We start from the raw sequence: 23,615 nt of genomic DNA, 5'->3' as shown, positions 1-23,615 counted from the left end.
CTGTACGTCTGTAATGGAATACTCAGCCTGGACCGATACCAGCGATAAACCAATTTGCTCAGAACACGGTAGAGGAATCTGCTTTCGGTGTATTGCAGTATTTGTCCGGAGGTGGCGAGGACGATCGCTCATACAACCGGTAGCCACGGGTGTCCGGTGATTCCGGACAGTCCCCTTCGAGGGAGGGCCCTTAGAAGATGGCTTTCCCATGCGGTGTGTCGTGTTCGTGACGATTTTCGCTACGTGCATGCTATCAGTACCAACGAACAATCCGATAGAGAGTGCTTGAGACCGATACAACGGTAATCAGTCCAATCCAAGCAGTGTTCGAAACGAACGCCCGGTCAGCCACCGTCGATCCGTATCCGACAGTGTCTCCACATGGTCGAGCCACGTCAGCGTCCGTTCGTACGTCGTTTCGTCGCTGACGTTTGGATAATCCGACCCCCAGACCACCCGTTCACGACCAAACGCATCGAGCAGCCAGCCGACGTGGGGATGCATATCACTGTATGGATAGGAATCTGCGGACTGATGTACTACCTCAGAGATTTTCACACCCACCGAATCGAACGCGGCCAGCTCTCCAAACTGCTGGAATGGACCATCGGTGAGCGATGTCTCGGGATCAGCGTAACCAAAGTGATCGAACAGATACGTGAGTTCTGGATGGCGTTCGACGAGTTCGAGCGCCTGATCGAGCTGGTCGACATGAACCAGCAGCTGAACGAGGGCGTCGGTGTCCGCGACAGCCTCCCAGAACGCAGTCTCGGCGATCGCGGCTCTCAGCCACTCGACACCAGTGTCGAAGGTCTCCCACATGCGGTCATACGGACAGAGCCCACCGAGTCGAACGCCAAGCACGCCGTCAGTTTCCATTGCGGCCCTGAGCTGTTCGGCTGCGCTTTCGGCAAACGGGTCGATCAGTACCACGCCGTAAAGGCGATCATGGGTACGCGCCGCCGATATCGTATACCAGTTGTCACGCCAGTCACAGATCGGATAGCCCACGATGACTGCCTCATCAACGCCGATGGCGTCCATCGCCGCAAGCAAGGCATCGTTTTCGAAAATCGGGCCGACGCTGTACTCGCCAACATCGCGGACGATCGACTCGTTCACCCAGGGATGCGATGGGCTGGGTGGCCCCCACGTGTGTGTATGTGAATCAATGATCACGTTCCAGCGTGTGGCTTGTGTCCTCGTAAATGTTTCTCGTCGTCTGGCATTTGAATCGCGTTACTACGCTCGGTCAGGGCAGTCAACGTTGATCGATCGGTAATTGTTATGATCCCCAGGGTACAATCGATTGGTATGCACGAGCTAGGAGTCCGCGACTCGCGAGATGATCGGCCAGAACTGCATATTGGATACGTCGGTGGGGGGAGCCAGGGCTGGGCACACACGCTCATCAACGATCTCGCACAAACGACCGATCTCAGTGGAACCGTGGCGCTTTACGACGTTGATAGTGAGGCAGCACAGCAGAATGCATCGCTTGCAAACGGCGTGATGGACCGCGAGGATGTCGATGGTGACTGGACGTTCACGGCTCACGAGCAGATGGACGCGGCGCTCGCGGATGCGGATTTCGTCATCTGCTCGATTCAGGACCCACCGGCAGAAACGTTCAAACACGATCTAGATGTACCACAGGAGTATGGCATCTACCAGACCGTCGGTGACACCGTCGGCCCGGGTGGGACGATGCGTGCGTTGCGTGCGATTCCGCAGTATCGAGCCATTGCTGACACCGTCCGCTCGGTCTGTCCCAACGCGTGGGTGATCAACTACACGAATCCGATGACAGTCTGTACGCGAGCGTTGTACGCGGAGTATCCGTCGATAAACGCCATTGGTCTCTGTCACGAGGTGTTCCCATTCCAGGAGCTGTTCGCAGACATTGCACAGCGCTACGTTGGGGTAGATGGGTATATCAGCCGCTCAGAAATAGACATAACCGTCAAAGGAATAAATCACTGTACGTGGATCGACGAGGCCAGCTGGCACGGCCACGATCTCTTCGGATATCTCGATGCCGAACTCGCCGAACGTGCACCGCTTCCGGCTAACGAACCGGGCTCGCTTGAGGGCGAGTCCTACTGGGTTAATGACTTTCAGATTGCGTTCGATTTGTATGACCGTTTTGGCGTGCTCGGAGCGGCCGGTGATCGGCATCTCGCGGAGTTCGTCCCGTGGTATCTGGACATCGACGAGCCGTCTGCGATCGAACGTTGGGGGATTCGACTGACGCCAAGTTCTGCGCGCGTGGGTGACGATGATGGCCCGGACAAACTGGACACGTTTCTCGCCGACCCAACGGCTTTCGAGCTCACTGATTCGGGAGAAGAGGTTGTCGACATCATGCGGGCACTGTGCGGACTTGAACCAATCAAGACACATCTCAACCATCCCAACGTCGGACAGATCAGCAACCTGCCCGACGATGTCGTGGTGGAGACGAACGCTTTGATAACGGGGAGCGGCGTTACTCCATTGTGTGCTGGATCACTTCCGTCTACTGTTCGTTCTATTGTCTCAACACACGTAACAAACCAGGAAACGCTCATTGAGGCCGGCTTCGATGGCGACCTCGATCTCGCATTTCAGGCGTTTCTCAACGATCCGCTCGTGACGATTCGACGGGAACGCGCACAAGAACTGTTTACGAGGCTCGTCGATATAGAAACAGAGTATCTCTCGGCGTACGATCACTCGAGTGCAACAGTTCTAGGAGAATAAACAACTTGGCCCAGTGTCTGTGGCAGTGGATAATGCGTCACTGCCACGGTACGCCGGCCTGTCAGCACAACCTGTGGGTGCTGATCGTCCCTGTACAGTACAGCGTCTGGGACGTCGAGTACCACAGATTCATCTATTGGTTGTATTCGCACAAGGGCAGTATAGGTTTTTATGCCATTTGATCCAAGTTATTTAGAAAATTCCCGACTCGGTGATGTTGCAGATTTAGATTCAACGTGGGCAACATCTAGTAACGGAACAGTGTCTCAGTATCGGATATCTCCTACAGCAACCAGACCGATCACGGGGCTTTGATGTATCTGAACCCCACGTTAGTCAGGCGAGCGAGCTCTCCAGATCCGGACATGCTACGTGGGAGGCTGGTTCTTGGCGTGGTCGAGAGGTTACTGCTGCCATCGTTCAAACGACGACCGATGGGATACACCTATCCGACTCACCGACGAAGGCTTCCAGTAAATGCCTTGTATTGGAGGAGCATCCACTGTGATCGCCGATCGAATGGAGTTGATATAACGTGGACGGACCACACCAGGGACAGACACTGGCCACCGCGGGGAGCCCGCTCTCAGCGGCTACGGGTGCGTGCGTGTTCGTCCATGGACGTGGCGCGACGGCGCAGGGCATCCTCGGGATGCGCTCGGAGTTTACAGTCAGCGATATCGCGTTTCTTGCGCCACAGGCGGCCAACAACACGTGGTATCCGAACGCGTTTACAGCGCCGGTCGAGATGAACGAACCCGGTCGCTCCTCCGGGCTCGAAGCCATCGATACTGTCATCGATGAGATCACCGCGAATGACATCCCCCGAAAGCGTGTGCTGGTGCTCGGATTCTCACAGGGTGCGTGTCTGGCGAGCGAATATGTCGCTCGCAATCCAACTCGGTATGGCGGACTGGCCGTCCTGAGTGGCGGACTCATCGGCGAGCGTGTGTCTCCTGACGAGTATCCGGGGTCGCTCGAACGGACGCCAGTGTTTCTGGGCTGCAGCGACGCCGATCCGCATATCCCACGCCAGCGCGTGGAACAATCGGCGATGATCTTCGAACACCTTGACGCTGACGTGACCAAACGCCTCTATCAGGGGATGGGCCACGGAATCAATCGGGACGAACTCGAGTTCGTCTCCGAAATGATCGACAGTCTCGCTTCAACCTGATTTTCCAGTGATAGCCTCCGGAACGAACAACTGTGATCGCACACAACCCACGTAAAAGGTGACAGACGCAACCATTCCGGAAGATGGTGGGTCCACAATCGAACAGGACGTAACGCCACTTGAGCTCTTTTTCGACCTCGTATTCGTGTTCGCATTCACGCAGGTCACGGGGTTTCTTATTACTCATCTGACGTGGGTGGGGATGCTCCGCGGCGTCGAGGGATTTCATGTTACTGTTTCACACTTTGTTGAGCGCCATCGACTGGTCGTCATCATCGCGCTTGGCGAATCGCTCGTCGCCATCGGGGTTGGGGCCAGTGGCATTTCACTCACGCCCACCATCGTACTTGGAGCACTTCTCGGGATCATTCTCGTCAGTGCGTTATGGTGGCTCTACTTCGAGTACGTTGTGCTCGCAGCCGAACAACGACTGGCCAGCGCTCGCGGTCGTGAACGGTCGGCGCTCGCACGCGATTCGTACAGCTACATTCATCTGCTGATTGTTGGCAGTATTATCTACATTGTACTCGGCATCGAGCAGACGCTCGCCCACATCGGCACGCCTCTGCCGGCGGTCGCCGCCGTTGCCCTCTACAGTGGTGGTGCACTCTATCTCATCGGACACAACGCGTTTCGATATCTGGATCACGGGACCGTCGACCGACGCCGACTTTTCGTTACAGCCCTCACCATTGTGCTGCTTCCGGTAGCACTCCACATTCCATCTATCGTGGCACTCACTATGCTGACGGTATTATTTATCGGACTTGTGGTCGCCGAGACGGTTCACTCACCGGTGCGTCCCAAACACCGTTCACAGTAACCCCTGCTTGCTATCACCGATGGCTGTGTTATGAGCAACTGGATGGCACACGTGGCAGCTCCAGTATCGCTCGCATCTTTATCAGTCAGGCCAACGAATTGGACACCAATGTCCTTCGAGCAGGTAGCCGATCTCGAATTTCGGGTCGACGATACTGAGCTAACCCAACGCAAACGAGCCACTTCGAGTGGCTTTCCTCGAACAACGACCGTCGTTTCGTTGCACGGCGACGACGAAATCGGTAAGGGTGAGGATGTCACCTACGAAACGGTCGATCACGAGCATTTTCTCGCCGCTGGCCCGCCAGAATCGTTGACTGGAGAGTGGACGATCGAAACGTTCTCAGAGCACGTCTCGTCGATCGAGCTGTTCGAGGAATCGACGCCATCGCAGTCGGTCTTCCGAAACTATCGCCAGTGGGCGTTCGAGAGTGCAGCGCTCGATCTCGCGCTGAAACAGGCCGGGACGGATCTTGGGACCCAGCTCGGGCGTTCGTACGAACCGGTCCGCTTTGTGGTGAGCACACGGCTTCAGGACCCGCCAACTGGAGACCGGGTTACCGAGTGGCTCGATCGAGATCCCACGCTCGAGTTCAAACTCGATCCCACCTCTGCGTGGACCGACACGGTGGTTGAACGACTGCGTGCAACCGGCGCGGTTCGAACGGTCGATCTCAAGGGCCAATACCACGGCACTGAGGTGGATCAACCGGCCGACCCCGAGCTGTACGAACGCGTCATCGAGGGGTTTCCGTCGGCGGTCATCGAGGACCCGGCGCTGACTGAGTCGACGCGAGCGCTGTTCGACGGCCACGAATCGCGGGTCAGCTGGGACTATCCGATTCGAGGTATCGAAACGATCGAAGCCCTGCCGTGGGAGCCGGCCGTGCTGAACATCAAACCCTCCAGATTCGGCTCGGTGCGATCGCTGCTCGAGACGCTAGCCTACTGTGAGGAACGCTCGATACAGCTGTACGGCGGTGGGCAATTCGAACTCGACGTTGGCCGCGAGCAGCTCCACGCCATTGCCTCGCTGTTCTATCCGGATTCACCCAACGACGTGGCCCCAAAAGGATACAACCTTCCCGAACCCAGCGGTGAGCTTCCCTCGAGTCCGCTCGATCCACCGTCGCGCCCCCGCGGATTCGAGTGGCGTGACAGTGCATAGACGAACTGCGGTCGCTACTCGATAACGCTCACGTCGTATTTCCCGCGCCAGCGGTATCGTCGCCCACCCCAGACGAACGTCCGTTGTGTGAGCCCGTAGAGCAGGATGGGAACGAACACGAACAGGGACGGATACGCAAGGATCGCTGTCCACTGTCGGACACCGAGATACTCGTTGACAAGCAGATGAGAACCCGTCATAAACAGAGCCACGGGGAGCGGAAACAGCACCCCCGCAACGAGCACGAACACGGCGAGCACCGCCGTGGCGACGATCGCTCCTGGAAAATGCCATCGGAGAATCTGTGTCCAGCGGATCGGCCGATTGAGTGCGTCTCGGATGGACCCACCGATCGGAACCATCCGCGTTCGATCCATTGAAGTCACCGACAGATACTCCATGAGCAGGCCGTCGTCGCTGACAGTTTTGCCGAGTTCGTCGAGAAAGGCAGCCATCTCGATGTCGTCGCGCTCGAACACCACTGCCCCACCCCAGATCTGGTTGCCAAGATGCAGCGGAAGGGAGGCAGCCGACGCGTACAACGGCTCTAGCAGCTTCGACAGCGGATCCCGTCCGAGGAAGTACGGCACCTCAGACACCGGTCCGTGTGTGTCGTAATCTGTTACCATGGTTTCCAGCCAGTCCGGCGGATGATGGTAATCATCATCGGTCCAGACGAGGCGATCGTGGCGTGCCGTTTTGATCCCGACGCGAATGGCGTTTGCCTTCCCAGAACAGCCACTGGGCTCACCGGCTTCGAGCCGCTGGACTCCCGGCGTCTGGATTTCGGTGTCGGTGATGGGATCTGCAGGCGTGTCGTGGATGAGCAACAGTTCGTCGCGCGCTCCGAGCTGGGCTGCCAGCTCCGCACATGAATCCGTCCACTGTCTCGTCGGCAGGAGCACACTCACCGGCGGTCGATCGGTCATATGAATCTCACTCCGGGTTCGAGTGTTGTGAGTCAACTGCCGGCGATCACCGACTCCATACAATGCGGTTAGAACTGGCCCCACCTCGACAGTCAAAATAATTTCAGGAAACGGATTTACTACTGGCAGTAGTACCCGATTTGTATGGCCCAACAGACGCTCTTTCATCTTCATTTCAACACTCCAGCCCTCGAGACAGCGACCGCACGACTCAATGAATACGGTGTTCCATTGCAACAGCGATTCGGAACCGTTCGTGGGGAGCGTGTTTCAGTTGGTCCTGAAACGCAACCACCTGACGAATTCCGATTGAAGCTACAGGTCCACCGAATCGGTGCGGTGAACATCTCGCTTGCGCCGGGCCAACAGCCACATTTTGACCATCTTGGGGTGTTCGTTGCGGACATCGACGACGTCCTCACTCGTGCCCGGTCTCGGGAGTGGTCGGTCCGCTCGAACGAACGGCGCACCTTCGTGATGACACCCTGGGGATTCCGGGTTGAGCTCCACCCCAAATCGGGAGCGCGTGGTGTCGAATTCGGACGATCGAGCACTCCGCGACTCGAGGACGTCATTCTCCACGCTTCGAATCCACAGGTCGTTCGGGAACCACTGCAGACGGTGTTCGGAACGATTCCCAATCTTCACCTCGAAGCTGGGGAGAAACCGTGGGTTAGCTCGTTCACTGTCGCCGGCGAACGTACTACCGAGACGATACCTGTGACGACACTCCTGACCGAGTAGCGTTCGGGGTGGGACCACCGTGAGCGAACGGTACTGAGACCGCGGATCGACTTGCTCGCTCAAGCTATCGAGTGCCACACCACGATGGCGGATCTCAGTACCGATTCCGATACGTTTCTCGCTTCCATGTATCGGCGTGTGCGAGAAATGCGTCCCACTCGCTTCGTTTGATCTCCAGATACGACTGCAGAAGGGGTTCGCCGAGAGCCCCCCTGAGCACGGCGTCGGTTTCGAGTTCGCGGATGGCTGTACCGAGTGATCGTGGGAGTTGCTCAATCTCCCGATCACGGCGCGTCGCCAGATCGAGATTCCCTGGATCCTGCTCGAGTGACGGCCCACAGTCCAGTTGGCGCTCAATACCGTCGATTCCGGCCGCTAGAACGCCACACACAGCGAGATACGGATTCGCCGCGTTATCAGCTGGTCTGAACTCGATCCGCGTTCGAGAGTTATGGTTCGATGGCCGCACCTCGGGAATGCGAATCGCGGCCTCCCGGTTTCCGACACCCCAGCAGTTGAACGCACAGACGCTTTTTGCGGGCTGGAGCCGTGCGTAGGAGTTGACCGTCGGTGCTGTGAGTGCGAGCAGTGCCGGCATGTGATCGATGAGCCCGCCGACAAACCATCGGCCTCGTTGGCTCAACGCGTCGTCCGACGACGATGGAGCGAACACGTTCTCGTCGCCATCCCAGAGCGAGCAGTGAATGTGACACCCGTTTGTCGCGCCGTCGAAGGGATACGGTGAAAACGTCGCGTTTGCCCCCGCATTCTCGGCGACACCGGCCACCGTCTCACGACAGAAAATGGCGTTGTCGATTGGAGTGAGTCCCCGTCCGTGGCCGACGACGATCTCGTTTTTCCCCGCTGTGTACTCTGGATGGTGCTTTTGTACGTCGATTCCCTGCTTGATGAGTGCATCGACGATGTCGAGGATTATTCCACTGCTCGCGCGCATGCTGGCCGAGGCGTACGCACCCCGAGGGTCAAGTGGGGTAGGAGTGCCATCAGCAGATTCAGCATAGAGGTGAAACTCCTGCTCGATCGCGAGCGCCGGTGTCAGGCCCTCTATGTCGCAACTGGTGAGCTGTCGTTGTACAGCAGCGCGTGGGTCCCCAGCCCACGGCGTCTTCGTATCGTGGGTGAGGAGATCACAGAGCACTGTCGCGGTTCGCTCCTCGTGCGGTAGCACGCGGAACGTGGACGGATCTGGCTGCAGCCGAACCTCACCAACCGCATCGAAGGTAGCATCTTTCACCCGGTGTCCGATCGCGTTGAACGACTGTGTCATCTTCGCAAACGGGATGCCCTCCGCGAGTGCCTCCTCTAGGTGGTCCGTGTGAACTGCCTGCCCACGGATCAGCCCGTCGCTGGTGACACAGAGACACCGGACGAACTCAACGTTTGCTGAGTCACACTGCTCGCGTATAGCGGTGCTCATCGCTCGAAGTCACCATCGTGGGCCATCGGTGTTGACCAGTCGTTACACATTGGTCGATCCATTCGTCCCTGTCGCGGTCGACCCAGAGCGCAGTGCCGATTCGAACGACTCCTGGTCACAGACCATCAACAGGGCGTCCTTGTCGGCTTCCTCGAAGTAGAACTCCGTACGGGCCTCAAAGCCACACTGTTCTAGAACGTGGATGACGACATCGTTTTCGACATCGGGTTCGACCACGGCGCGCTTGGTATCTGGATTGGAAAAGATCATCCGACCCATTGCCCGAAGCAAGGCACGAGAGTAGCCCTTGTGGACGTACTCCGGTGGCCCAACGAGAAGATGTGCTGCCCGATCCGTCGGTCTGGCGTCGTAGTAGGCCGAAAGTTCGAACTCGCTTGGCCAGTACACCTCCCAGTAACTCATCGGCACGTGATCGATATACCCGATATACGGCGTCAGATGAGCAGCAGAAAGCTTATCCGCAAGATGGTCATAGACCGCCGGCAACGACCGATCGAGATCCCAGAACGCCACAACGTGCTCGTAGTTGAGCCACGTGTGAACTCGCCCTAGATCGCGATCGATCGATGCAGGCCGAAACGAGATCGTTCGGTCGAATGATTCGTCGTGGCGCTGGAAGACATAGTTCGATCTGACAGTAGCGTCGGGATCGAGCGTTCGGCTGTCAGTTCTCGCGTCGTGGAAACTGTCAGAATCTGTCATGCGTTGTGTGTTACGGTGACTGGGCTGAACGTAGGCTGTGTGTTCTCAGAGGTCTCTGACGTGTCACTATCAGGATTAATTCGTTGGGGCCTTCCGTTGCTTCCGACGCGGCTCTCATTCGAATACCACGTTCGTGCTATCATTATGATTTAGGTGAGCCTAAATCATCATAAACACATCGATCGTTCGCGAGGCTGAACGGAATGTAGCCCCACAGGCAGTACATGGATGTTGGTGGTGGCTACATGCGAACGATAGAGCTACACGACTCGCTGAATGAGAACTGTCAATGGAGTCTTCCGTTCAGTCTGCCACAGAAATCGCGACGCAGGTTCGTCGTGGGACGCTCAATCCCACCGACTTCATCGATACGGTGCTTGATCGAATAACCAGACGAAACGATCGAACCAATGCGTTCGTGGAGATTACGGCAGACGACGCCCGATCGCGTGCTATGTCCATCGAGCACGAGCTTTCTGCGGGCCGGTCCGTTGGTCCACTGGCGGGCGTTCCTGTTGCCCTGAAGGAATCGGCTAGCGCAAAGAGTGGCGTGAAACGCACCATGGGTTCGGTTCCATTCCGTGGATCAGTTTCAGAGACCGATTCGACGTTCGTCACCCGATTGGAATCAGCGGGTGCGGTGGTCGTCGGCACGACCAATACCCCAGAGATGGACCACAAGGGAACGACCGACAACCCACTCGTTGGCCCGACACTGAATCCGTTCGATCTATCTCGAAACGCTGGGGGCTCTTCTGGAGGCAGTGCAGCCGCTGTTGCCGGTGGGCTCGTTCCGATTGCCCACGGAAAAGATGCTGGTGGATCGCTTCGCATTCCTGCGGCCTGGTCGGGCGTCTACGCGTTCAAACCCACGTTTCGGCGGGTGCCGAACGTCACCCGTCCGGATGGGTTTGCTGATGAACTCGGCATTCGATCCAGTCACGGCCCAATCACCCGTTCTGTCGAAGACGCGGCGCTCGTTCTCGACGTGATCGGCGGCCACCACCCTCGCGACCCGGCGAGTCTGCCAGTTGAGTCAGAATCGTTCCGTGAGGCGGTTGATCAGCCGATCGATGGGTACTCGATCGCGTACACGCCGGATTTCGGGACGTTTCCGGTTGAGCCGGCCGTCCGAACCACCGTCGACAATGCGCTCGAAACATTCTCACGAGCGGGAGCCACGGTTGAGCGCGTTACAATGGAGATTGGCTACACTCATTCGGAGCTGACCGAAACGTGGCTAGCGCTGGTGGGCGCGAATCTCGGGGCGTTCGCGGAATGGCTCGCCGAACACGACGGAATCGACCTCCTTGGTGAGCATCGAAATGATTGTTCCGACGGGCTCGTTTCGCTCATCGAGTCCGGGATGGAAATGACGGCGACGGAGTATCTCCACCATCATGTCGTTCGAACCGCCGTTCACGACGCATTCGAAGACGTGTTCGAAACATACGATCTCCTGGTTTCACCAACGGTCTGTTGTTCGCCCATCGAGAATGCAACGGACGAATCCACGAGCGGTCCGACAGCGGTTGATGGCGTTGCAGTTGATCCCAGAATTGGGTGGTGCCAGACGTTCCTGTGTAATTTCACGGGTCATCCGGCCGCATCGATTCCGGCGGGGACGGATCCTGATGGTCTCCCGGTCGGACTGCAGCTCATCGGCCAACGATTTGACGACGCTGGGGTTTTTTCGGCCAGTGGAGCCATCGAACGCCGGATTCCGTGGCCGACACCGTGAGTGGGCTCTGCAACGCCGGTGACGGTGATGGGAACGTGGGGATCGAACCGTCCTCTGGATTTCAAAGTTCGTGTTCGAGTCGTTTTCCCTTCGAGTAGATGGATTTGCGCTCGAAGTAGAGCAGTTCGACGATGATTACTGCAAGAGCGAGCGTGAACACGAGGATGAAGGTTTCAAATTCACTCGTAAAGAGGTGGTACAATAGTGCTACAGCCGCTGCTAGCGCGCCGACAACGCCGATGGCTGGAACGATCGTGTTCACGACCGAGTCGCGTTGTGTGACTGCTAGCGCACTGATCGATCCAAAGATAACGATGAACGAGAGTGATGCAAACGAGCTAATGGCGTTTAAACTCCCCAGGACTGCTAGAGCAGCCGTCAGCACACCGATGACGATGAGTGCTCGCACCGGCTCAGTTCGAGTTTCCGAGCTGAGTTCGTCCGGTAGATACTCCTCACGAACCATTGTCTCTGTGAGGCGTGCGCCACTGAAGAGCGTCGCATTGAGTGCGCTTCCCGTCGAAAACAGCGCTGCAACCGAGATCAGCACGAATCCCGCGGGCCCGAGAAATGGCTGTGCAGCGATTGCAAGCGCCGTATCCGGCTGTTGCTGAATTGTCATCGGGGAGACGAGATTCGTCGTTACCACGGCAACGAGCACGTACAGGAGCGTCGCGCCGACGATAGCGACGTAAATCGCTTTTTTGACCGTTTCATGTGGATTTTCGATGCTTCCCTGATCGAACAGCAGCAGTTCCCACCCCTCGAATGCAACGAACGCCACGCCGGCAGCGATCACCGGGCCACCGCCAACGTTCGAAAGACCACTCGTGAGCTGCCCGGTTTGGAATCCGAAATAGATCCCACCAACGCCGAACACGAGTAGAATAGCAATTTTGAGCCCGACGAGCACGTCCTCCGAACTACCCGACGCGTGTGCGCCCGCGGTGTTTAATCCAACAAACACGAGCACCGCGATCGCCGTTATCACCGGACGAAGAGGAACGCCCCCAACCGACTGAACGCCAATAAGATCCGTGAAATAGCCGCCAAACGCATAGGAGTACAGTGCCATCGTTCCGATATAGCCGATAATGAACGTCCAGCCGAGCATCCCCGCGAGCGTCGTGTTTCCGGTGAACCGATCGACGTAGGTGATCGGTCCGGCGTGGCCATCGATGCAGTCGTTGAGCCGAATGAACGAGTATCCAGCACAGAGGGCGATCACTCCAGCAACGATGAACGCGAGCCAGGCGAGCGTGCGTGCCGTTACGGCAACGATACCGAGCGCGGCGAATATTCCACCACCAACCATCCCACCGATTGCCATCGAAATCGATTCCCAGAGGCCTATTTTTTCATTTCCCATACTCATGGAATCGAAGGCGGCGATGGTAAACCTGTGGGGCTAATCGCTGTGCTGGATGTATTTGAGTGATTAATTCGTACGCACACCAATTGAGCGTCGATGCTTGGTCTCACTGCTGTGTCGGTGTGGGTACGATGAAATTATCAGTTTGATACTTCATTGATGGGATACGGATGAGTACAGAGCACTGGTATCAGCGCCAAATCTCTCGGCTACTTGAGACCACGGCGCGCGAGTATGGCTATGCAGGACAGACAGGCGATGCGTTCGCAGACTGGCAGTCAACGATGCGAGCACAGTTGGCCGAACGGCTCGGGTTTCCAGAGATTCGAGCGGATGATTCATCGTCGCTAGAGCCGACACAGCTCGAACGCGTTCAGATGGATGGCTACGAGCGTCAGTTGTGGCACATTCAGACGGAGGCAGATTTTTTCGTCCCGTTCTATCTTCTTCTTCCGACCGATGGATCGCCGCCATTTTCAACTGTTCTCACGGTTCATGGACACAGTACTGCTGGAAAGGAACTGACAGTCGGTGCGATTAACGACCGACGGGCGGAGATTGCGGACGAACGGCGTGATATCGCCCGACAGGCAGTCAAACGAGGATACGCCGCAGTTGCGCCAGACATGCGGGCGTTCGGTGCACTCACAGGACCAGCTCGCGATACCGATGCGGGGCGGGCGTGTACTGGGCTGCAAAAGACGACCCAGCTGTTCGGCCGGACACTCGCTGGTGACCGGTGTTGGGATCTGCTTCGTCTGGTCGACTGGATCGACGACCAGTCGGTTCTCGATTCCGATGCGATCGCGATTACTGGACACTCCGGTGGCGCTGCAGTGGCGATGTTTGGAGCCGCGCTCGACGACCGGTTGTCACCCGTTGTGCTCAACGCATATTTCTGTACGTTCGAAGATTCGATTGTTGCCATCGATCATTGTCCCTGTAACTACGTTCCGGGCGTGCTCCGACTGGGAGAGATGTGGGACATTGCCGGGGCGATTGCCCCGCGTCCACTCACCATCGTTACGGGTGATGAAGATCGGATTTTCCCCGTTAGTGGAACCAGGCGGGCGTTCGAGAGGATACAGACCCTGTATCAGAACGTGGGTGCTGAACAGGCATGTGTGCTCCGTGTTGGCTCAGGTGGTCACCGATTCTACCCGAAGAAGGTCTGGCCCGAGATAGCATTATTTCTATGATCTATCTACTGTAGCATATAGATAGGTTATTTATGAATTTGAATTTTCCATCAGAAATGATTGGTTCCCCCGTAGCCTTCCCAGACAGTTCGAACAGAGGGATACGGATATACATCTAGCTCCAGTATAGGTGTGGGAAGTGTTGTATGTTGTTCTTTTTAGAACATACTGAAGCAAGTACTACCAACTAATTTTGAGATACTATCCATGTAGATATGTTTCTATTTTTCTACCATTCCGTATAAATAACATACTAATGATATTTCATATAATTACCATTACAACGCTCCCGTGTTTCCGGATACACCGGACGAGCACGGGGGCACTACCGAGTGGGTCCGTTTGACGGCCATGACGGCTGTACGCCTGTAATGCCATCACGCAGGCAGACGATGGCTGAGCCGGTATTTCCGGATACGCCAGATAGGAGTCGTTTATTCAATGGACTGGTGATCGGCGATTCAACCGTTCAACTCCTCCGACAATACCGGACAAACACATCACTGACGCGGTTCGTCACCCCCACGCTGGTTCGTAGCTACGGCGAACGGGATCAATGCATTCGCATCCGATATTGTCGGACGACATTCGGCCCCTCCGTTGGAGGGAACTTGAACGGTGACGTGGATCGGAAATGGTCACAACCTGTGATCGTGGTGGTACGGTATTCGGGCTCCACGTGGCTGGGATCTAGTCGTCTAGAGCGTCGGTTGAGGTCCACAACCATCACAACCGTCTCACACCTGGCAGTATTTATATAACTCTTCGGGACCGACTGCCTGTCGTGACAGTTCACCACCAACAGGGTCCACGCGCTGGGACCATCTGGCAAACCGAGTCCAACAGTTTTACCGATCCGAACACTGGGGCCCCCGTCCGACAGCTCACCACACATCCAGCTGTCGTTGACCGACATCTCTACTTCACGACCGATGGCTGGTACGACGACGGAAACCGGCTGCTGTGTCGATCAGACCGTACCGGCGAGCACGAACTGTTCTCGATCGATCTCCGTACAGACCAGCTCACACAGCTCACGGATCTTCCGGTCCCCGTGTACAATCTGACGCGGGTCAACGAAACCACAAACGAGGTGTATTTCACACAGGAGAATACGGTGGTTGCCCTTGAGTTGTCGACTCTGTCTGTGCGAACCGTCGCAACTCGACCGGAACGTTGTCCTGACACCTACCACCTCGTTGTCGATGACGTACTAGCAGACGACGAACGACTGCTACTCAAAGCCAGCGAACCCATGGACGTAACAGGGTTCGATGCGCGACGCGCGTTCGAGCCCCACACCGAACTGTTCACCGTACCGATCGATGGCGACGAGGAACCGACGCTGGTTCACGAGGAAAATTGCTGGATCAGTCATGTGAACGCCTCGCCCACACAGCCGTCGGTGTTCACCTTCTGTCACGAGGGGCCGTGGGATCACGTGGACAACCGGATCCACGTCCGCAATCTCGCGGCAGACACCACCTATCGATTGCGCGAGACGGCCGATGACGAGGCAGTCGGTCACGAATTCTGGCTTCGTGACGGCGAGCACGTCGGCTATCATGGCTGGCGAGGGAGTCGAACCGATGGCGAACGGTTCTTCGGAACGGTCCGGTACGACGACACTGACCGACGAGAGACTCCCATCCCAGTGAGAGAAACACACTGTCACGCTATCACCAGAGATCGGTTCGTCTGCGATGGGAGCACGGAAATTCAGGGGTTGCTGGTGTACGAATACGACGAGAAAAATGACCGCTATCGTGGCCCACGGCGACTGGCGACACATTCCTGGGATCCGTCCGGTCCGCATCCACACGCACGAATGAGTCCTGACGGCTCGGCCGTGGCGTTCGACGGTGATCCCACATCCGGCTGTGACATCTATCTGGTTGAATGTCCATCGTTCGACTCTCTCGCTCCGCTAGAAGGTTCTGTCGGCGAGTAGTGCACCCGTGAGCGCCGATCGCCAGTCGCTTCTCACCAGTAATTTGATATCAAATGCAAACATACCCGGTACTGATGACCGTTAACTTGGCATTCATCGGTGCCGGTGGCATCGCCTCGACACATCTCGAGCACCTCCGTTCACACGAGGGTGCGGCTGTCGTCGCCGTCTGTGATATCAACGAGACCGTTGCACAGACCGCAGCTCAACCGCACGATGCGGCGGTGTTCACCGACCACCGAGCGATGTACGAACAGTGTTCGTTCGACGCGGTCGTGATTGCGGTCCCGCCGTTCGCACACACGGACCAGGAACGACTCGCTGGAGAAGCTGGCGTGGACTGTTTTGTCGAAAAGCCCCTTGGCCTTGACGCGACAACAGTGCGCGAGCGGGCTCGAACGCTCGCGGAGGTGAACGTGATCACCCAGGTCGGTCACATGACGCGGTATGCTGATTCCCTAGAGCGGGCAAGAGCACTGATCGGCGAACGAACGGTGTCGCTGGTTGATGCACACTGGTGGTGTGGCGTGCCAGGCGACGAGGACCACTGGTGGCGATCGAAAGACCACTCGGGTGGGCAGGTGATCGAGCAAGCCACGCACACGTACGATGTAGTCAGACAGTTCGCTGGCGACGTCACGTCGGTGTCAGCCGTTGGTGGGAATGCGGTCAACACAGAAGCGTTGGATTTCGAAGACAGCACTGCTGCAGTGTTAGAACACGAGACTGGAACGATCAGCCAGGTGTCTGCCACCTCTACCGCGTCTGAGTTTAGCCATACCGTTCGACTGGCCGGCGATGGATTCGCACTCACGCTCGATCTGGGTGACGATAGGCTCACCGGAACGATCGGTGGCGAATCGATCGCGTTTCAGGGCAACGGAGAGATGTACGCAAAGGAGCTGGATGCGTTCGTTGAAGCCGTCGAAACCCGCGATCAGTCGCTCTGTCGGTCACCGTACGATGACGCGCTGGCAACGTTCGAGACCACGATTGCCGTCGATCAAGCGCTTCGGACGGGCGAACCACAGGAGGTCGCCAAGTGAGTTTCACGCTCAGTGCGAATGCGAATCTGCTGTTCGGACTCGACGATCCCGTGGCAGCCGTTACCCGTGCGGCAAATCTCGAACTGGAGGCAATTGAGTACTGGGGACTCGATGTGGGGGATCCAGCCGAACTCAGGGCAGCCTGTGAATCGACCGGCGTTTCCGTCTCGGCTTCGACCTGCGTCGGCGTCGCAGCGAACACCCAGGACAGCGGCCCGGGACTCACGGATCCTGCCTGTTATGCGTCTGCACGCGACGATATCGAACGCTCGGTCGCGCTCGCCACCGAGCGCAACATCGATACGCTCGTCGTCACGGTTGGTCCCGACCTGCCGGACACATCCCCCGGGACCGAACACCGAGCGATCGTTGACGCTTTGCGGGCGGGGGCACCGATCGCAGAGGATCACGACATCAATCTCGTGATTGAACCGCTGAATCGTCGTGTCGACCACCAGGGCTACTATCTGAATCGCTCGTACGAAGCATACGAGATCGTTGATGCCGTGAATAGCCCGGCCGTCTCCGTGCTCTTCGACGTGTATCACCAGCAGATCACGGAGGGCAACGTGATTCAGAATCTCACGAATCATCTGGAGTATGTGGGCTACGTCCACATCGCGGACGTTCCTGGGAGACACCAGCCTGGCACCGGCGAGCTTGCCTACGACCGCATTCTTGATGCACTGGCTACAGCGGGTTACGATGGCTACGTCGGTCTCGAGTACGCGCCAACAACAGATCCGGCATCGTCGATCGAGGCCGTCCGCGAGTTGCTCGGATAGGTCCATGACCCAGTGTTGCCGCCGGCCACTGTTGTGATGGCCGCCTGGTTTTATTATGATAGTCGAATTACTGGCGTTCGTGTACGACGATCGGATTCAGTTTCACAACGTTGCACAACTGCACGACGACGGCGACGACGGTCGACTGCTCCAGCGCGTTCCCGAGCACGTCCGAACGGAGCTAAACACGGGCGCACAGCGACGAATGCGCCACCCCGCCGGCACAGAGCTTAGATTCGTTCCCAAAGAGCCGGTCGAGGTGACGCTGTCGGTCGACCCACAGGAACCCGCACGAACGAGTCTGGTGCGGGTGTTCTGGGGCCCGATTCAGGGGTATACGACGGTCGAAATCGGTCCGGAGCCAACCACGATTGCGGTCTCACCGCCACAGAAGATTCAGCAACTCGACGACGATGCGATCCAGGCCCTCGATTACCATCCACGTGTCTGTCGGCTGTTGTTGCCGGGCGAACACAGAGGGGGGCACGTTCGGTATCACGGCAGCCGCGGCGACCGTCGACCACCGACCGACAACGAACTTCCCGAGATTCGGTATCTCGCGTACGGAACCTCGATCACCGAGGGCGAGGCGCCGGCCGCAGAAATGCTCACGTACGTGAACCAGACCGCTCGCCGGATCGGTGCGGATCCGATCAACCTCGGCTCCTGTGGCACCGCTTACTGCGATCGAGCCATGGCCGAGCACATCGCCGCCAGGGATGACTGGGATGTGGCAACGCTCTCACTGTCGATAAACATGGTTGGAACGTTTACTGTTGATGAGTTTCGTGAGCGGGCCGCTGCCATGATCGAGACGATTGGGAGTGCGAATCCAGACTGTCAGATCGCGCCGATCACCATTTTCCCAAACGCCAGGGACGTCTGTGTCGACCACGAAGAAGCCGAGCTCTGTGAACAGTTTCGTGAAGCCTTGCGGTCGGTCGTCGATGCGAGTAACCACGAAAACGTCACGCTCATCGAAGGTCCTGATCTCCTCGATGATATTGGAGGGCTTACCACCGATCTCGTCCACCCCGGCGATGACGCCATGATTCGGATTGGCGAATCGCTCGCTGACGAACTCGACACACTGCTCTGAAACACACTGCAATCTGTAGGGCGGAACCATTTGTTGTTCAATAATTGTATTTGTACACAACACTTTTGTACTAAGTGATACCTACACCAGGTCGAATGACACGTGATAACAGAGTGATCAGTCGTCGACAGCTGCTGGGCGCTGGCGGCACGGCAGTACTGGCGGGGATCGCGGGCTGTATGGGGGGAGGTCAGGACGGGACCCAAACTGGAGATGGTGACTCGACAGCACCGCTTACCATCATGGATGCCCGACAGCTGACGAAAATCCAGTTCAACCCATTTAAAGCCGCAGAGTTTGCGAATTCGTGGAACGTGATGATCCGAGATATCGTTGCTGCAGGCCACTCCGACGGTGTCACGCGACCGGATCTCGCAGAGGAACTCAGCGTGGAGGGAAAAACGATGACCATCACGTTCCCGGAGGATCGAACCTGGTGGAACGGCCGTGATCTGACCGCAGAGGACTTTTACACCGGAATCGAGATCACCCGGCTCCAGGATCCAGAGGCTTCGGCGTATGAAAGCCACGAGCTGCTCGACAGCTACACTGTCCAACGGACGTTCAAACAGCAACCGACCGACGAGTTGATGCGTGCGAGCGTCGCCGGATTCGTCGTCGAAACGCCACGCTGGATATTCGGCGAATATCTCGAACGGTATCAGGACGCCACCACACAATCCGAACGCGATGCAATTTCTGAAGAACTTACACAGGAGTCGATCGACACCCAGCAACTCGTCGATGAAGGTCTAGGAAACGCATTGTTCGAACTCACGGAATTCAACGCCTCCGAAGGCCTCCTCGAGCGGTTCGACGATCACCCATACGCTGATCGAACTGCTGTCGAACGGTGTCGCATCTTGCCATGGGACGCTGCAGATCCGGAATCGTTCATCATCAACAACGAAATCGACCTCACGTACAGCGATTACATCACCGAGTCCAAACGACAGCAGTATCCTGACAATCTGCAAAACCAGTACGAGCTCAAATGGTTCAGAACACAGAAATTCACATTCAACTATAAAAATGATCATCTCGCAAAGCGCAACGTCCGTCGTGCGATCGCGTGTGCGGCAGATCTGACCGCACTGGTGTCGTCGGCGAACGAGGCCGGGATCATTGGGCGGCCAACACAGGTCCAGACGGGGCTCCGGTCGTCGATTCATGACCGGTATCTTGGTGATGGCTGGACGGACAACCTGATCCAGTATCCGATTGAGACGGATCTCGATCGTGCCACCGAATATATGGAGGCGGCTGGTTACTCCCGTTCGGACGACGCCTGGGTTGATGAGGGTGGCTCACAGCTGAATTTCAAGATCATCACCGACGCAAAGCCCGCACAGACCAGCGTGACCAAGGTGTTTTCCGATCAGCTCAACGCCTTTGGTATCGGAACAGATGTCACGTCCATAGGCCAGGACTACTACACGAAGCTCCAGGAGTACGAGTTCGACATCGCCTGGATCTGGCACGTTGCCCGGGCGCTGTGGCATCCAACGGCGTACTACTCGAACGACTTCTACGGCGTCGAGGTTGGTCCGACGGACAGTGACAACGATACCGGTCCAACGGGAATTCCGTTCGAAACTACGATTCCAGAGACCGTCGGAGACGAAACCATCGCCGGTGCTGGCCGGACGATCCAGCCAGCGGCGCTGATGGAGGCACTGCCGGTGGCCAGTTCCACGGAGGAAGTAACGGAGCTCACGCGAACGCTGGTTCAGTGGTTCAACTTTGATCTACCGGGACTGGTCTACGTCCAGGAGAACAGCGGCTTCTGGTTGGACGCCGACCAGTATTCGTTTTCAATGCCCGACCCGGAGACGAAGATCGCCCGAACGAAACCGGGGCGCGTGGCCTGGCTCCACGGCTGGCTCAAATCCGCGTAACTCAGTCGACCGAGACAGTGTACGTCCCGGCACAGAGCTTGAACTCGACTCGGCCGTCGGTGTGTCGACTCTCAACGACACCATCGACCGTCGTGATGCTATCGTCCGCTTCGAACCGTTGATTATCGATCGTTAGCGGGGCATCGACAGCGGCTGGAATTGTCAGGGTGACAGTGGTGTTCCATGGGACCGTCACCGTGACGGTGACCCCTCCAGAGTGGCGTTCGTAGGCACAGGTGAGGGGACCACAGCCGGTTGGCACCCGACCGCTTGCTCGTTCGAGGCCACCAGCCGGCACCTCGATTGTCAGTGCCCTGGGAGCGGTGATTCGAATGCCGAGCAACTGCTGTTGAATCGCAGTGTAGACGGTTGCCCCCATGGCATGGGATTCGCTGCGATTGGTACGCTCGTTTGCGGGTAGCTCTTCGTTATAGCAGTGCCAGCTCTCCCAGGTGAACGTTCCGCCCTCCTCGATGATGGCCGCCCAGCCATCGTTCGATCGATCGGTGAGCAGATCGACGAGCGTATCGGGTCGATTTCCGAGCGCATCGAGCAGCCAGTGGACCATCATTGGCCCCATCCGAATGTCCTGTGTCTCGACGTAGTCGGCAACTACGTCGGTATCCTCTGCCGGAACGAGCCCAACTGCGAGCGCAAGCGCATTTGCGTGTTGTGAGCGGTGCGCACTGATTTGCTCGCCGTCACAACCATCGACGAACAGTTCGCCATCGAACAGTCGATCGACGATCGCCGTCTCGAGTTGTCGTCGCCGGGTACGAACTGACCGTCGTTCGTGGGCTGGCCGATCCAGCGCGGCTGCGATCGATTCGATCCGCCGGAGTGAATTCACACAGAGGATGTTCACCGTCGTCCGGACCGGCCAGTCGCGGTCGTAGCCATAGCGCATCTCTGGTGGCCAGTCGACGATGCCGTTCTCGTAGGGGCCACCCGCACCTCCGGACAGTTCCGTGATGAGTCCCGTTTCGGGATCGATGTGTCTGGCGATATAGCTGCCGATCGCTCGAACCACAGGATAGGCTAGCTTGAGTAGGTCCCTGTCGTCGCTCACGCGATAGAACGCCCAGAGCCACGCCGGAAATCCAACAGTGAACTCTGGAATGTCTCGCTTGCCGTCGCCGTTCGGATAGATCGCGTTCACGCGTCCCTCTGGCTCCCAGTATCGATAGTGTGAGCGGACGAACTCCTCGATTGCGCGGCGAGTCAGCTGGCGTTCGTTGAACGCACGCGTCGTCACCGAGGAGATGTTGGCCCCATCCTGGAGGAACTGGCCTTTCTCCCTGGTTGGAGTGTCGATGAATCCTTCCTGGCTCGCATACAGCGCCGAGTGTCTGGCTAATTCGACGATCTCGTTGATGGTCTCGTTTGACGTTTCGATCCGACCGGCTCGCTCATCAGGAATGTGGGTGTGTCGCGCACGGAGCCAGAGCTGCTCACGGACCAGGTGTTCTCCAGGCACGTCGATCTGAAGATAGCGAAATCCAAGGTAGTTGAACGGTTGGAATCGCTGGTCGCCGTCGCGCTGGATGTAGCCGTAGCCCATGTCGGTCCATTGCGTTCCCTCGGTGGTTGCGACCGAGCCGTCGGCTTCAAGGCGGTTGCCGGCATGCATCTCCACACGATGGCCGGCCGTTCCGTCTTCGAACAACACCACCGGAACGCCGGCGTAGAGTTTCCCGAAGTCGACGACGAGCGTTTCGTCATCGAGCCATCGCAATTCGGTCGGCTCTACGTTGTTGTGCTCGATTTCGGTCAGCTGTGGATGGAGGCTCGTCCACGGCGACTGCGGGTGGCGGCCGATCGGTTCTGCTCGAGGCCACGCTGTGGCGTCGAATCCCGGCTCGTTCCAGCCCACCGGTTCATCACGACCGTCGATCACTTCGACCGGCTCTGCGATCTCGCCGTTCCGGTCTGGTGTCCCGCGCCAGGGTGCCACAAGAGTTGCCCAATCGCTGTCGGTCACGACCTGGTGTTCGCTGTCGTCGACACACCGAACTTCGAGCTGACAGAGGACGCCCGGTTTGCCTTCCGGTCTACCCTGCCCGGCACCGTTCCAGGTGTGGCGGATGCCGATGACGTTTTCGCCGGGTGTGAGTGATTCCGTGATATCGACGGTTCGGTAGTACTGATGGTCGGGATAGGAATAGGCCGGCCCGCGATCGATTTCCGTTCCGTTGATCGATAGCTCGTACTGGTGGCAGGCGGTGATGTACGCACGTGCCCGTTCGACAGGCTCCTCAATGGTGATCGATCGACGAAAATACGAAAACTGTCCTTCGCTGTTTTCCTCCGCGAATGGTCGGTGAATCCAGGTGGCCTCCCAGTCAGCCGGCGACGACGGACCCGGCTCGAGAAACCCTGGCTCGCTCCATGCGCTTTCGGTTCCCGTTTCATCCCAGATGCGAACTGTCCAGTGATATCGCTCGCCCGGATCCAGCGTGGGGCCGTCGTAGGACACCGCCGGTCGATCGGTCGATAGTTTTCCAGTGTCCCAGAGGACTGTCTCGTCGTCGGTCAGCTTGCCGACCGACCGGCCGAGGCGCACGCGGGCAGCCACCTGTTTCGCACCGCGTCTGTCGGTGTCCATTCGCCACCGAAATGTGAGCTGTTGGGTGTCGACGCCGATCGGATTTCGGGAAAAATCTGTGGTGAGTCCAGTGGGTGCGGTCATCGATATCGTGGATTCGAGCGTAGTTCCTTAAATGTGACTCATACAGGAAGCCCTGAATCTGCTCGTAGAGTGGCCACATCCCAGAAACTGAT

At 57.6% G+C, this 23,615-nt stretch carries 18 protein-coding genes; 12 read left to right on the top strand and 6 right to left on the bottom strand.

The annotated features are described in order from the left end of the window. Positions 1–306: 306 nt before the first annotated feature. On the bottom strand, positions 307–1,176 hold the full coding sequence (locus tag JXQ78_RS15460; RefSeq protein WP_407934083.1) for an amidohydrolase family protein: 870 nt from the start codon (positions 1,174–1,176) through the stop codon (positions 307–309). Positions 1,177–1,314: 138 nt separating this feature from the next. Here JXQ78_RS15460 and JXQ78_RS15455 point away from each other — a divergent pair, with 138 nt between their 5' ends. From JXQ78_RS15455 to JXQ78_RS15440, 4 genes are all read left to right on the top strand, one after another. After that, positions 1,315–2,742, top strand: coding sequence for a family 4 glycosyl hydrolase (locus tag JXQ78_RS15455; RefSeq protein WP_330633418.1), 1,428 nt, complete (start codon positions 1,315–1,317; stop codon positions 2,740–2,742). Positions 2,743–3,277: 535 nt separating this feature from the next. Then, entirely contained in the window at positions 3,278–3,919 is a 642-nt protein-coding gene (locus tag JXQ78_RS15450) for an alpha/beta hydrolase (protein WP_330633417.1), read from the top strand. A 58-nt stretch (positions 3,920–3,977) separates the two neighbouring features. Further along, positions 3,978–4,742, top strand: coding sequence for a low temperature requirement protein A (locus JXQ78_RS15445; protein ID WP_330633416.1), 765 nt, complete (start codon positions 3,978–3,980; stop codon positions 4,740–4,742). 108 nt (positions 4,743–4,850) lie between these two features. Beyond that, complete coding sequence (locus JXQ78_RS15440) at positions 4,851–5,909, top strand: enolase-like domain-containing protein (RefSeq protein ID WP_330633415.1); 1,059 nt, start codon at positions 4,851–4,853, stop codon at positions 5,907–5,909. 14 nt (positions 5,910–5,923) lie between these two features. On the opposite strand, the gene JXQ78_RS15435 is transcribed toward JXQ78_RS15440, so the two are convergent. Continuing rightward, positions 5,924–6,838, bottom strand: coding sequence for a glycosyltransferase (locus JXQ78_RS15435; protein WP_330633414.1), 915 nt, complete (start codon positions 6,836–6,838; stop codon positions 5,924–5,926). A 144-nt stretch (positions 6,839–6,982) separates the two neighbouring features. Between JXQ78_RS15435 and JXQ78_RS15430 the strand changes: the two genes are divergently transcribed. Next, the gene (locus JXQ78_RS15430) at positions 6,983–7,582 is read left to right on the top strand and encodes a hypothetical protein (RefSeq protein ID WP_330633413.1); all 600 of its coding nucleotides are present in this window, start codon (positions 6,983–6,985) and stop codon (positions 7,580–7,582) included. A 94-nt stretch (positions 7,583–7,676) separates the two neighbouring features. On the opposite strand, the gene JXQ78_RS15425 is transcribed toward JXQ78_RS15430, so the two are convergent. Beyond that, positions 7,677–9,020, bottom strand: coding sequence for a glutamine synthetase family protein (locus JXQ78_RS15425; protein ID WP_330633412.1), 1,344 nt, complete (start codon positions 9,018–9,020; stop codon positions 7,677–7,679). 42 nt (positions 9,021–9,062) lie between these two features. After that, on the bottom strand, positions 9,063–9,743 hold the full coding sequence (locus JXQ78_RS15420) for a GNAT family N-acetyltransferase (protein WP_330633411.1): 681 nt from the start codon (positions 9,741–9,743) through the stop codon (positions 9,063–9,065). A gap of 289 nt (positions 9,744–10,032) precedes the next feature. On the opposite strand from JXQ78_RS15420, the gene JXQ78_RS15415 reads away from it, so the two are divergent. Then, entirely contained in the window at positions 10,033–11,484 is a 1,452-nt protein-coding gene (locus JXQ78_RS15415) for an amidase (RefSeq protein WP_330633410.1), read from the top strand. A gap of 61 nt (positions 11,485–11,545) precedes the next feature. Here JXQ78_RS15415 and JXQ78_RS15410 read toward each other — a convergent pair whose 3' ends face one another. Then, the gene (locus tag JXQ78_RS15410) at positions 11,546–12,853 is read right to left on the bottom strand and encodes an APC family permease (RefSeq protein ID WP_330633409.1); all 1,308 of its coding nucleotides are present in this window, start codon (positions 12,851–12,853) and stop codon (positions 11,546–11,548) included. A 173-nt stretch (positions 12,854–13,026) separates the two neighbouring features. Here JXQ78_RS15410 and JXQ78_RS15405 point away from each other — a divergent pair, with 173 nt between their 5' ends. From JXQ78_RS15405 to JXQ78_RS15380, 6 genes are all read left to right on the top strand, one after another. After that, positions 13,027–14,055: an alpha/beta hydrolase family protein gene (locus JXQ78_RS15405; RefSeq protein WP_330633408.1), complete on the top strand. Its 1,029-nt coding sequence runs from the start codon at positions 13,027–13,029 to the stop codon at positions 14,053–14,055. A gap of 784 nt (positions 14,056–14,839) precedes the next feature. Beyond that, complete coding sequence (locus JXQ78_RS15400) at positions 14,840–16,006, top strand: oligogalacturonate lyase family protein (RefSeq protein ID WP_330633407.1); 1,167 nt, start codon at positions 14,840–14,842, stop codon at positions 16,004–16,006. 74 nt (positions 16,007–16,080) lie between these two features. Further along, positions 16,081–17,052: a Gfo/Idh/MocA family protein gene (locus JXQ78_RS15395; RefSeq protein ID WP_330633406.1), complete on the top strand. Its 972-nt coding sequence runs from the start codon at positions 16,081–16,083 to the stop codon at positions 17,050–17,052. Further along, on the top strand, positions 17,049–17,837 hold the full coding sequence (locus JXQ78_RS15390; protein WP_330633405.1) for a hydroxypyruvate isomerase family protein: 789 nt from the start codon (positions 17,049–17,051) through the stop codon (positions 17,835–17,837). The genes JXQ78_RS15395 and JXQ78_RS15390 overlap by 4 nt, the downstream gene beginning before the upstream one ends. A 55-nt stretch (positions 17,838–17,892) precedes the next feature. Further along, on the top strand, positions 17,893–18,936 hold the full coding sequence (locus tag JXQ78_RS15385; RefSeq protein WP_330633404.1) for an SGNH/GDSL hydrolase family protein: 1,044 nt from the start codon (positions 17,893–17,895) through the stop codon (positions 18,934–18,936). A 95-nt stretch (positions 18,937–19,031) separates the two neighbouring features. Beyond that, positions 19,032–20,834 carry an ABC transporter substrate-binding protein gene (locus JXQ78_RS15380; RefSeq protein WP_330633403.1) on the top strand — a complete coding sequence of 601 codons (1,803 nt, stop codon included), beginning with the start codon at positions 19,032–19,034 and terminating at the stop codon, positions 20,832–20,834. 1 nt (position 20,835) lies between these two features. Here the strand turns inward: JXQ78_RS15380 and JXQ78_RS15375 are convergent, their stop codons facing one another. Next, on the bottom strand, positions 20,836–23,523 hold the full coding sequence (locus JXQ78_RS15375; RefSeq protein ID WP_330633402.1) for a family 78 glycoside hydrolase catalytic domain: 2,688 nt from the start codon (positions 23,521–23,523) through the stop codon (positions 20,836–20,838). Positions 23,524–23,615 lie beyond the last annotated feature (92 nt).

This window comes from Halocatena halophila, from assembly GCA_027563145.1.
Classification (GTDB): Archaea; Halobacteriota; Halobacteria; order Halobacteriales; family Haloarculaceae; genus Halocatena; species Halocatena halophila.
The sequence above is the reverse complement of the archived record's forward strand: the minus strand, read 5'-3'. Positions and strand labels throughout refer to the sequence as shown.